The 11,467-nt window shown below is 54.2% G+C and carries 13 protein-coding genes and 2 tRNA genes; 8 read left to right on the forward strand and 7 right to left on the reverse strand.

All coding sequences use genetic code 11. The features are described 5' to 3' along the window. Positions 1-70: 70 nt before the first annotated feature. Together OLTU_RS32480 and OLTU_RS24645 are read left to right on the forward strand one after the other, a co-directional pair. Entirely contained in the window at positions 71-367 is a 297-nt protein-coding gene (locus OLTU_RS32480) for an SLBB domain-containing protein (protein WP_439956680.1), read from the forward strand. Between the two features lie 21 nt (positions 368-388). After that, positions 389-1,027 carry a Spy/CpxP family protein refolding chaperone gene (locus tag OLTU_RS24645; protein ID WP_141735399.1) on the forward strand — a complete coding sequence of 213 codons (639 nt, stop codon included), beginning with the start codon at positions 389-391 and terminating at the stop codon, positions 1,025-1,027. 63 nt (positions 1,028-1,090) lie between these two features. Here the strand turns inward: OLTU_RS24645 and ribA are convergent, their stop codons facing one another. Then, positions 1,091-1,759: a GTP cyclohydrolase II gene (gene ribA / locus OLTU_RS24650; protein WP_141735400.1), complete on the reverse strand. Its 669-nt coding sequence runs from the start codon at positions 1,757-1,759 to the stop codon at positions 1,091-1,093. A 287-nt stretch (positions 1,760-2,046) separates the two neighbouring features. Between ribA and OLTU_RS24655 the strand changes: the two genes are divergently transcribed. Then, on the forward strand, positions 2,047-2,589 hold the full coding sequence (locus tag OLTU_RS24655; RefSeq protein WP_141735401.1) for an Hsp20/alpha crystallin family protein: 543 nt from the start codon (positions 2,047-2,049) through the stop codon (positions 2,587-2,589). 226 nt (positions 2,590-2,815) lie between these two features. On the opposite strand, the gene rimK is transcribed toward OLTU_RS24655, so the two are convergent. Further along, positions 2,816-3,703: a 30S ribosomal protein S6--L-glutamate ligase gene (gene rimK / locus OLTU_RS24660; protein ID WP_141735402.1), complete on the reverse strand. Its 888-nt coding sequence runs from the start codon at positions 3,701-3,703 to the stop codon at positions 2,816-2,818. 6 nt (positions 3,704-3,709) lie between these two features. Further along, positions 3,710-4,198 carry an ATP-dependent zinc protease family protein gene (locus OLTU_RS24665; RefSeq protein WP_141735403.1) on the reverse strand — a complete coding sequence of 163 codons (489 nt, stop codon included), beginning with the start codon at positions 4,196-4,198 and terminating at the stop codon, positions 3,710-3,712. A gap of 228 nt (positions 4,199-4,426) precedes the next feature. Between OLTU_RS24665 and groES the strand changes: the two genes are divergently transcribed. The 5 genes from groES (at position 4,427) to OLTU_RS24690 (ending at position 10,155) form a co-directional block, all read left to right on the forward strand. Then, positions 4,427-4,714, forward strand: coding sequence for a co-chaperone GroES (gene groES / locus OLTU_RS24670; protein WP_141735404.1), 288 nt, complete (start codon positions 4,427-4,429; stop codon positions 4,712-4,714). A gap of 47 nt (positions 4,715-4,761) precedes the next feature. After that, positions 4,762-6,402: a chaperonin GroEL gene (gene groL / locus OLTU_RS24675; protein ID WP_141735406.1), complete on the forward strand. Its 1,641-nt coding sequence runs from the start codon at positions 4,762-4,764 to the stop codon at positions 6,400-6,402. Between the two features lie 119 nt (positions 6,403-6,521). Further along, positions 6,522-6,854, forward strand: a complete 333-nt coding sequence (locus OLTU_RS24680; protein WP_141735407.1) for a hypothetical protein — start codon at positions 6,522-6,524, stop codon at positions 6,852-6,854. A 114-nt stretch (positions 6,855-6,968) separates the two neighbouring features. Then, entirely contained in the window at positions 6,969-9,686 is a 2,718-nt protein-coding gene (locus OLTU_RS24685; RefSeq protein ID WP_141735408.1) for a 7TM diverse intracellular signaling domain-containing protein, read from the forward strand. 43 nt (positions 9,687-9,729) lie between these two features. Then, positions 9,730-10,155: a DUF8685 domain-containing protein gene (locus OLTU_RS24690; RefSeq protein WP_141735409.1), complete on the forward strand. Its 426-nt coding sequence runs from the start codon at positions 9,730-9,732 to the stop codon at positions 10,153-10,155. Here the strand turns inward: OLTU_RS24690 and OLTU_RS24695 are convergent, their stop codons facing one another. From OLTU_RS24695 to OLTU_RS24710, 4 genes are all read right to left on the reverse strand, one after another. After that, positions 10,156-10,659 (reverse strand): DUF2721 domain-containing protein, encoded by a 504-nt coding sequence (locus OLTU_RS24695; RefSeq protein WP_141735410.1) that lies wholly within the window; start codon positions 10,657-10,659, stop codon positions 10,156-10,158. 161 nt (positions 10,660-10,820) lie between these two features. After that, positions 10,821-10,897: transfer RNA gene (locus OLTU_RS24700), tRNA-Asp, on the reverse strand. A gap of 165 nt (positions 10,898-11,062) precedes the next feature. Then, positions 11,063-11,139, reverse strand: a tRNA-Asp gene (locus OLTU_RS24705). 65 nt (positions 11,140-11,204) lie between these two features. Next, on the reverse strand, positions 11,205-11,467 hold a 263-nt coding region (locus tag OLTU_RS24710), incomplete at its 5' end, for a hypothetical protein (RefSeq protein ID WP_218110243.1).

Genomic DNA, 11,467 nt, shown 5'->3' on the forward strand with positions numbered 1-11,467 from the left:
CATGGTCAGGGCCAAGGGACTGTCGGAATTATCCCTGCGCGATTCGATCATGATCAAGCTCAGGCCTCACATGTCCGGCCCAAGGGTGTCGGTGGCTGTGGCGGAACCGAGCAGTTACATCGTCTATTTCACGGGTCTCGTGCACAGACCGGGGACCATACTCCTCGGCGGTCGGACCACGCTGCTTCAAGGCCTGTCGCTGGCCGGTGGCTGGACGAATCCGAGCGCGACTCGGGTGATTTTAATCAGGGAAACACCGGAAGGTGTAAAGAAACGCTATGAATCCGCCTTGGACAGCATCCGCAGTGGCGACACCTATGTGGATAATTTTTGGCTAGAACGCGGCGACTTGGTGATTATCGAATAAATCGCTGGAAAGGACTGGCTTGTGAGCCGAACGCATCTCTCTATCAAATGTCTTCTGAGCAGTATTCTGATGCTTCATAGTCTGACGGCTCTTGCTCAAAGCGAGTCCGATGGCGGTGACCTGGGATCGGATCCTGGCCTGCCTGCCGAGGCTCCTCCACCGCCAGCCCCATTCCCAGCGGCGGCGCCCACCACCCCCGCGACACCGGGTTCAACCTTGCCTGCACCGACCCCGGCACCGGAGGCTGTGGTACAGCCGTATGATAGTACGACTCCAGGCGCTCCGCTCACAAGGCCTGCGCCCGCACCCAAGCGACCGGTGATTACGGGAAAGCTGGGGGAATTGAATTTGAGCGCGGAGCAGGCGCAGCAGATCGTGAATATCCGGCGTCAATGGAAGCCCGCCGAGGAGAAGCGTCTGCGCGAGGATTTTAGCTTCCTGAAGCAGAATCTGGCTCAGGCGATGGCGGATAATTCGCCGGCTGAGGAAGTACGCCGACGCTTTGAATTGATGCAGAAGAAATATCTGGAACTGCAGACCATGAAGTTTGAAAAGCTTCTTCGCATTCGGGAAGTTTTAACGCCCGAGCAGCGGAAGAAGTTTTCCGAGCGGCGGCCGCGGCCGGCGCGGAATAATAACAATAATAATGATAATGATTGATGACAATCGGGGATGCGACGCTTGATTGATCGCTCCCGGATGCGAGGCAAGCGCTGCTGCCCGTCAGTGAAAGAGCCCGTTCAGTTGATGCCCAAGCTTCTTCATCTTGGTCTTCAAATAATCTTCATTGAATTTATTCACCGCCGCGAGCGAAGGCACACGTTCGCGGATGACGATGCCAAGATCGGTGAGCGCCTGGATCTTATCCGGGTTGTTGGTGTTGAGAATAACTTCCTTGATCCCCCGCTGCTTCAAAATCAGCGCCGCCGCTTCAAAGCTCCGCAGGTCGGTGTCAAAGCCCAGCTGATGATTGGCTTCGATCGTGTCGGCACCCTGGTTTTGCAGGTGATAGGCCCGGATCTTATTTCCCAGTCCAATCCCTCGGCCTTCCTGACGCAAATAAATAATCGCGCCGGAGCCGCGCTTTTGAATCTCAGCCAAAGCGAGATTGAGCTGATCCCGACAGTCGCATTTCAAGGACCCCAGCACCTCGCCGGTAAAGCACTCCGAGTGGACGCGGATAAACGGGACTGAATCCGGGGTGAGGTTGTAACTTATTAATAAGGCTGGCTCTTCCTGATTCTGATCCCGATAGACGGTGGTCAAAAATTCACCGAACACGGTCGGCAGGGCGGCTTCAGCATACTGTGTCAGAACCAGTGGAGTTTTTAAGCCCATCTTTTTCCCAAGATTGATGAGAGCGCGGCCTAGGCTGTGCAGCAGCTTGTTCATGAAACCCACCTCGAGTGGCCGATCGCCCGGAGCAACCTGTATAGCAGGATGGCGCTGGAACGTCAATCTTAGGAGAAAGCTGGAAACTGGCGAAAATTTCTCGCACCCCAGTTCAATTCTTACATGAAAGGTATAGGCAGGAAATGCCCGGGAAAATGAAAGCAAACGAAAAAAAATTTTGCCTCACGCCTTGACCCTAAAATTTGCGTTCTTAAATTCCTGACAGAAGGAGCGATGAAGCTCCGGGAAAACCAAGTGAATCAAGTGATATTGTCGAGGAGGATGTTATGAGCAGCCTTGAGCTTTGGCGCACAGATCGCAGCCCTTTCTCTCTTCTGAGAAATTGGGATGGCATCACCAAGGAACTGGACAGCTTCTTTAACGATTTTGACAAGTCCGTGAGCGAATATCGCAGCGGTGCAAAGGATATGATGCTATCGCCCGCTTGCGACGTGCAGGAAGACGGGAAGGGCTTTCTTCTGAGCTTTGACCTGCCTGGCTTCAAAAAAGAAGATGTGAATATTGAAGTCGTGGGCAATCAACTCACCGTGAGTGGCAAACGCGAACGCGAAACCACCACGAAGGAAGCGAAGTTCCATCGCGTGGAACGTAACCATGGCGAATTCCGTCGTGTGTTTACGCTGCCTGAAAGCGTTAAAGGCGACGCGATTGAGGCCAGCTATGACAACGGCGTGCTATACCTCATGATCCCGAAAGCCGAAATTGAGCGCCCCAGGAAAGTGGAAATCACAGAGGGCAAGGGTGGCTTCCTGAAAAAGCTGGTCGGCGTCAAGGGTGAAGAGGAATCGAAAAAAGCAGCCAATTCCTGATCCCATCAGGAATGCCGCTGCTTTCTGTCAGTCCTGGTGCCTCAGATCAATTGGATCTGAGGCAAGGCGCCGCGAGCGAGGCGCACGGAGTTGGTGAGCACCAATGAGTACGCCGAGTGAAGCAGGCAGCGAAGCCTCAGATTCAATGGGTCGAGGCACGAGGAGCGTTGAGGAAAGAGCGCAGCATCCGCTGCGCTCTTGTTGCGAAAGCTCGGCAAACCGGTTCCTAGGGTTCCGTGCTGGTCACCCGATGCTCAATATGTTCGATAATGGCGCCGGCAACGTTCACCTCAGTCGTCTTCTCGATCCCTTCGAGACCCGGTGAGGAATTCACTTCCATCACCACCGGCCCATTTTTTGAGCGCAGGATATCGACCCCAGCGACTTCGAGCCCCAAAAGCTTCGCGGCTCGCACCGCCATGGCCCGTTCCTGCTCTGTGATCTCGACCTTATGCCCGCTGCCCCCGCGATGGATATTGGAACGGAACTCGCCTTCCGCCGCCTGGCGCATCATGGACGCCACCACCTGATCGCCCACAACAAAGCAGCGAATATCGCTGCCCGCTGCCTCCCGGATGAACTCCTGCACGATGATATTGGCATCCAGCCCGCGAAAGGCCTCGATCACCGATTCCGCGGCTTTTTTCGTTTCCGCCAGCACCACGCCGATGCCCTGGGTGCCTTCCAGAAGCTTGACCACCAGGGGCGCGCCGCCGGCGAATTCGATCAACCCCTCAACATCCTTGGTGCTATGAGCACAGCCCGTCACCGGCAGGTCCACGCCGGCCTTGGCCAGCTTCTGCAGACAGTGCAGCTTGTCCCGGGACCGGGCAATGGCGGCCGAATCATTCACGACGTAAGTTTGCATTAATTCAAACTGACGAACGACCGCGCTCCCGTAGAAGGTATAGCTCGCGCCGATGCGGGGTATCACCGCATCGATGCCGGTCAAGGCCTGATGCCCATAGATAATTTTGGGATCGGTGGCGGTGATATTCATATAACACCGCAGATAGTCGATCACACGAACCTGATGGCCTCGCTCCTCGGCCGCTTCCACCAGGCGCCGCGTGGAATAAAGATCCCGTTTACGCGACAAAATGACAATCTTCATGAGCCCTCACCCTTCCTTGCGCTTGCGGGTGCCCAGGATAAATGACTTTCCGGGATGCACCAGAAGATGTTTACGAATGGCCTGCCTGCCGATCAACATACGAAATCCCATTTTGTCCCGATTGGTTAGAGTCAATTCAATATCCCAGAAACAAGGGCCAACCTGGAGTTGGGTCATGATAACCGGTCGTAGCGAGGAATGCCCGGACGAGCTGCGCACGATTCGTTCATCGTAAAGGTCCGCCTGACAAACGATAATCTTGCGACTTTGCCGTTGCAAGGGATGGACCTTAAATCGCACGATTTCTCGGCCCCGATGCTTGATCACCTCAATATCGAAGGCATGCAGGGACGAGGTCCTGGCCCCCGTATCAATCTTCGCTTTGATGCGGTCAATTCCAAGAGCTGGCATACATACCCACTCCCGCCAGCCGACCACAAGGAGATTCGGAAAACTTTTTGTGTGCGGCCGCAGGCCTGCATGCTGTTCGAGCATGGATTGTCTTATCCTCTCGTCACGACGATAGGTTCCGTATAGTATGGACCCACTTTTGGAAGTCCGCAGTTATGTCCCAATTCCTTCAGTATCCCGAAATGCGTAATTTATGCAACCAGGGGCAAATTTTTTGAAGGGGGGGGCATTGACAGCCCCGGAGCCGATCTTAATTTATGCAATGAATTATGAAATATTCGGGCTCCGTTAATCTCTTGGAGGAAAAGTTCGATGAAAGTAAGACCTTTGCAGGACCGAGTCGTTATCAAGCCCCTCAATTCCGAAACCAAAACGGCCGGTGGCATCATCATTCCTGATAATGCGCAAGAAAAGCCAGTGGAAGGTGAAGTCATCGGCGTGGGCAACGGTCGCGTTCTCAAAGACGGCAGCGTGGTGAAACCGGAACTCAAAGTCGGTGACCGCGTCCTTTATTCCAAGTATGCCGGCAACGAAATCAAAATCAACGGCGTCGACCATCTGATCATGCGCGAAGAAGATATTCTGGCCATCGTTGACTGATTTTCATTCACAAACAAACCATCACATAAGTTTCTCAAGGAGTGCTGATGAGCGCTAAAATGATCAACTTTGGTACTGCTTCCCGTGAAGCCATGCTGAAAGGCGTGGACACCCTCGCCAATGCTGTCAAAGTCACTTTGGGTCCCAAAGGTCGCAATGTTCTGATTCACCGCTCTTTTGGCAGCCCACTGATTACCAAGGACGGTGTGACGGTCGCCAAGGAAATCGAACTGGAAGGCAAGTTCGAAAACATGGGCGTGCAGCTGGTCAAGGAAGTTGCCTCCCGTACTGCTGACGCAGCTGGTGACGGCACCACCACCGCAACTGTCCTCGCGCAAGCCATTTTCCGTGAAGGTTCCAAACTGGTGGCCGCTGGTCACAACCCCATGGAACTGAAGCGCGGGATCGACCAGGCTGTGGCCGCTCTGGTGAAACATATCGAAAGCCAGGCGAAGCCCTGCGACAGCCGTGAAGCTGTCACTCATGTCGGCAGTATTTCCGCCAACAACGACCAGGAAATCGGCACCATCCTCGCCGATGCCATGGAAAAAGTGGGTCGTGACGGTGTGATCACGGTGGATGAAGCCAAGGGCACGGACACCGTCCTGACGGTTGTGGAAGGGATGCAGTTCGACCGCGGTTATCTCTCCCCTTATTTCGTCACCAATGCCGAGCGCATGACGGTTGAATTGGAAGAGGCTTATATCCTCCTGAGTGAAAAGAAAATTTCCAACATGAAGGAACTCCTTCCTGTCCTGGAAAAAGTCGCACGTCTACAGAAGCCCCTGCTCATCATCGCCGAAGACATCGAAGGCGAAGCCCTGGCCACCCTCGTGGTGAACAAGCTGCGCGGAGTTTTGAAAATCGCAGCCGTGAAAGCCCCTGCTTTCGGCGATCGTCGTAAGGCGATGCTGGAAGATATCGCGGTTCTGACCGGCGGTACCCTGGTGGCCGAAGACCTGGGCCTCAAGCTGGAAAACACCGGCCTGGAAGACCTCGGCTTTGCCAAGCGCATCACGATCGACAAAGACAACACCACGATCGTGAACGGTAACGGCAAGAAAGAGCTGATCGACGGTCGCGTGAAGCAGATCAGAAAGCAGATCGAAGAAAGCACCAGCGATTACGACAAGGAAAAACTGCAGGAACGCCTGGCCAAGTTGGTCGGCGGTGTGGCTGTGATTTCCGTCGGCGCGGCGAGCGAAGCGGAAATGAAAGAAAAGAAAGCCCGCGTGGAAGATGCTCTGCATTCGACGCGTGCGGCTGTGGCGGAAGGTGTCGTCACCGGCGGTGGCGTGGCCTTGCTGCGAGCCCAGGCGGTGCTTGAGAACCTCAAGACCCATACCCTTGAGCAGATGCACGGCGTGAAAATCGTCTCCCGTGCCATCGAAGAGCCCCTCCGTCAGATCCTTTTGAACTGCGGCCTGGAACCGGCTCCCATCGTGGATAAAATCCGCGCGGGCAAGGATGGCTTCGGCTTCAATGCTCACACCGAAACCTATGAAGACCTCTTCAAGGCCGGTGTGATCGATCCAGCCAAGGTCACCAAAACCGCCTTGACCAATGCGGCCTCGGTAGCCAGCCTCCTCTTGACGACCGAAGCGATGATCACCGACAAGCCCGAGAAAAAATCCAAGGGCAACGGCGCGCATGCCGGTCATGATCATGACGAAGGCGCCTACATGTAAGCTGTGCGGGCTGACTGATTTCGCCAAAGAAACCCGACCTCGGTCGGGTTTTTTTATGGCTTCGTGGCTCCTCGGCAACAACCTTCGGGATTTTCCGTCTCTCCATCAGGAGGCACCCTATGCGCAAACACCTGACCTGGTTTCTGATAGTGGCCCCGCTTTTGGGCATGTCCCTTATCAACATCGGGAAGGTGGTCCTGGCATCCCTGATGACGTCGCACCCTCAGGACTTTGGTTTTGAGATGATCGGGTTGAGCGCATTCATGACATTTCTGGGATTCAGTCCTTTGCGTACGCAGCGCAATGCCTGGCTGGGCATGCGGACGCCGTGGACCTCAGTATTGTTGCGGTTTCATTTCTCTATTCCTGGCGCTTACACAAGAATTCGTGATTCTTTCCAACTGGTAAGAGTGGCCGTATGCACGCAATACTTCATCTTGTTCCGGGCTTAAAGCAAAGCTGCCCGCAGAATACCTCTCTTTTTCCCCTTTTTTCGGGAAGTACGAAAAACAACATTAAGTAAGGGGAAATACCTCCGACGAGGAAGCAACGGAATAGGGGTTCTCTTGAGAATCATAGGATTAATATGGCTCCTTCTCGTCACGACTCTGGTGACGGCTGCTCCCGCACCGGAGCCTCGCCCCTTTGTTTCCATCACTCACGGGATCCAGCATCTTATCGACCTCGAAAGCCGCTTGACCATCGACGACGTGCTGGCCTCACCCGGGTGGCTTCCGGTTTCCACGACTGGAGTCAATTTTGGTTTCCGTCAGGAAACGTTCTGGTTTCGGGCCGACCTGCCGCCCTGCACGACAAAAAACAAGGTCTTTGAAATCGCCTATCCTCTCCTGGATCACATTGACCTTTGGTTCCTGGGAGCCGACGGCACGCACCAGCACTATCGGGCCGGGGACCTTTTCCCCTTCAAGGAAAGGGCCATCGACGCGATCACCTTTGCCTTTCCTTATGAATGTGGATCGGTGACCCAGGTTGTGATGAGAATCAACACCAGCAGCGCGGTTCAGTTGCCTCTGCAGGTTTGGGATGAAATCCCGTTCTATCGGAAAAGCGCCCAGGCGGAAAACGCTCAGATGTTGTATTTCGGAGCGATGCTGATCATGGTGCTCTACAATCTCTTCATCTATATCTCGGTTCGCAATATCACCTACCTTTATTACGTGCTCTTTGCGCTGTCCTTTGCCCTGTTTCAGGCCGGGATAGCGGGTGTGGGTTTCTGCTATCTCTGGCCGACGCTACCCGTCATCAATCATCACATCATTGACAAGTCTCTGGTTGGCATCTCCATATTCGGACTTGTCTTCGCCATGAAATACATGAAGAGCGAGACATCCTCGCCTCGCGCCTATCGATCCGGCCTGTGGATGATGCGGATCCTCACTGTATTTGGCGTCATCGCCCTGTTCCTCCCCTATTCCCTATCCATCCGGATCCTGATTGCTCTCACGGGATTCAGTGTGGCCAACACCATTGCCATTTTGGTGAACAGCCTTTTGCAAAGGATGAGGGAAGGCTATTTTTATGCCAGTGCCTGGACAGTCTTCCTTTTGAGTGCGTTCAGTGTCATCTTCAGCAAACTCGGCTGGATCCCCGCTGCCGGCGTGGCGGAAAACTCCCTCCAGATTGGTTCGGTCATAGAAATGCTGCTCCTCTCCTTTGCCCTGGCGGATCAAACCAACGTTCTGCGCCGCAATCTCGGAACCGCCAACAAAAAACTGGCCGACACCCTGCAATCCATCGAGCAGATCGTGGCGGAAAAAACCCAGAGCATTCGCTCCATCCTGGAAACCATGAAGCAGGGGATCGTGACCGTCAAGGGCAACGACCTTGTGATTCAACCCGAGTATTCCGACTACACAGCGACCCTGCTGGGTCAATCCCAATTGGAAGGCCGAAGGCTTACGGATATCTTCATTGAACACCTGGACCTGGGTGGCGATCAGAAACAGCAAATCGTTTCAGCCCTCAGCAGCGGCATGGACGAGGACATCATTAACTTTGAGTTCAATGCCAGCCATCTGCCGGTTGAAGTGAATCTCCACGATGGGACTGAAATCAAGGAGCTGGCGGTGGATTGGACACCCATCGTGAACGATCGGCAGCAGGTCGAGCGCGTGCTGATCTCCCTGCGCGACGTGACGGAACTCAATCGCCTGAAGCAAAACAAGGAAGAGCAGTCGGCGGTTCTGATTCGACTGCAGCAGCTTTTGAATGCAGATCAAAAAACCCTGCGCAACTTTTTCAAACGGGCCCTGCCTTTGATTGAAGCCCAATGCCGGCGCTCCTCTGCGGAATTTTCCGATGCGGATGGACTCAGAAAAATATTTGTGGCGATTCACACCCTGAAGGGCGAGTCGCGCTCGGCGGGTTTGCGTGATGTTTCCGAAGCCTGCCACATCGTGGAAGACTCTCTGCAGACGCAGGGAGCCCTCGACACGGAACGCCTGATCCAACAGCTGATCGACCTTCGTCAGGTCATCCAGGAGTATCACAACCTCTACAAGGAAAAGATCGGTCGCATGCTGGCGGATGACGATCTGATTGTCGATCACAAAACGATGAATCGCTGGGAAGCCCGACTCAGTTCCCTCAGGCTGGCTCGCCGTGAGGACGAGGATACCCTGGGCGACGTGATGCAGGATATCTATCACCTGATTCATGTGGATGTGGAGAGCTACCGGCAAAAGATTCAACGCTGGGCGAAAAGCCTGACCAAGGAATCGGCCATCGCCGAACCCGAAATCGTCTTTCGAGGAACCATCCGCTATCTCAGCAAGGATGCGGTGGAACTCCTCGATCAGTGTCTCGTGCACATGATTCAGAACTCCCTGGCCCACTCCCTTGAAACCCCGGACGTGCGCCTGAGCCAGGGGAAATCGCCCGCTGGCTGCATCACCATTCATCTGGTACCGCGTCACGACCGGGTTCTGGTCCAGGTACGGGACGATGGGCGGGGCCTGAACCTCAAGGCCATCGAGGAGCGCGCGATTGTCAGCGGGATGATGCAGCCGGGCGAGGCGTTAACCCGACCCAGAATTCAGGACTTTCTCTTTGCCGCCGGATTCAGCTCCGCCAGCCAAATCAGCGAGTTGTCCGGACGTGGTGTGGGAATGCATGCCATCCGGGAATTTGTGTCCGAAGCCGGGGGCCAGGTTTATCTGGAGATCGGGGAACCCGTGGACCACCATGCGACCCTGACAGTTGTCGTGGACCTGGCCGCGAGCTTTTTTCCGGGCATGACGCTTAAGGTCAGGAAAACAGCCTGAATCATGCTACCATGGATGGCAACAGGACGGGAGGATCGCGTCGATGAATGAAGATTTGAAGCAGTGGCTCAAGGCTTTAATTGAAGAGGAATGCGCGCCCAAGCCGATCGAAATCGCCCCGCGCTGGCACGGTGGAACGCTCACCCTGAAGCCTGGGAATGATTCCCAGCCGAAGGACATTCCCATCGACGTCCTCTTCAAGAAAATCATCGGCATTCGGGAAAGTCTGCGGGTGCTCGAACAAAAGATCAACGGTCATCCCCAGCTTTCGGCCGAAGACAAGATCAATCTGCAGGCCTACATCACCAAATCCTACGGTTCACTCACCACCTTCAATATCCTCTTCAAGGAGGGCAAGGATAAATTCGTCGGCAGCGGCGGCGACGGTGAAGACGGCGGGACCGGCAAACAGAAGCTGACCATGGCCGAAGCCAAGGCCAAACTCGGTTTGAATGAATACGGCAAATGATCAGTCGATGGGCTTGAACAGAGCTTCCTGCTTTGTCTCATTCATGTCGATGGACGATCGCACATCCATATCGTGTTCGATACAGGCCAGCGACATGGCAAAATCCTGGATGAACAGCGCGAGCCCGATCATCAGAAGGATAAGCGCAAAGATGAAGAAGAACTGTGGGATATACAGCGCTTCCACGCCATAGCTCAGCGAGAAAAACAGAACGAAAACCGTTATGGAAATGCTGAAGATCGACACCACACCGAGGATGATGGCCAGACGCAGCATCCTGGCCCTCTTGTAAAGGGAACGCAGCTCGCGGTTCAAATGATCGGTGCCGATTTCCTTGCGATACAGTTTCGGCCCGTCGCGCAGAAGGGCGCGAATGCGATCGATCACCCGACCGTAACGCAAAGTCATGGTGGACAGGATTCCGCCAATGCCGGTGATCAGAAAGACGGGAGCGATGGATGCTGACATGAGTCTGGCCAGTTCGGAACTATCCGTTGCCATCATGCGGGAATCTCCTTGAACAAGCCTCTTTCCTCATATCTTATCAAAATGGCGGACTCTTCTGCATATGTCATTTAGACATTATGAGCCACGCAGTTCATTAAGAAAAAATTAGGGAATAAAGAAAGACGGGCTGAGCAGGAAGAGAAAGAAGGAGTCGGAAGTGGCGGGAGCGACGGGACTTGAACCCGCGGCCTCCGGCGTGACAGGCCGGCGTTATAACCAACTTAACTACACCCCCATCCGACGAGTTGTGAAGATACTGAAACCGAAGAGGATTGTCCAACATTTTTTTGGAAAAAAATGAGGAATTTCAATGCTCTAGGATGACACATCAAAAAGCCTCTACCAGGTTTCCTGATAGAGGCTTCTATAATTCTCGCTTATAGCGATTAACTTACAAAGATGGCGGGAGCGACGGGACTTGAACCCGCGGCCTCCGGCGTGACAGGCCGGCGTTATAACCAACTTAACTACACCCCCGCTAGGAGGACTCCATAATTATTGGTTTCAGAAACTTTTGTCAATACCAAAGCCCCGGAAAAATTTCATTTCTTCGGCGAGAAAATGGTCGTGGCTGCAAACAGCCATTTGGCAAGGTCTAGCGCCGGTGCTTCGCCAGCCAAAAGCAGGTAGTAATCGCTTCCATAGTTGGTGGCGATCAGGTTGATGCCTTGACCTTTCAACGCCGGAATTTCGTTTTGCAGCGGCTTGGGCGCGCCTTCCAGGTCCTTGCCATACTGAAAGAACCAGGCGCTCTTATACACAAAGCTTCGCGTTTTAGGAAAGTGACGCTTGGCAATCGGGTACA

Source organism: Oligoflexus tunisiensis, from assembly GCF_001748245.1.
Lineage (GTDB): Bacteria > Bdellovibrionota_B > Oligoflexia > Oligoflexales > Oligoflexaceae > Oligoflexus > Oligoflexus tunisiensis.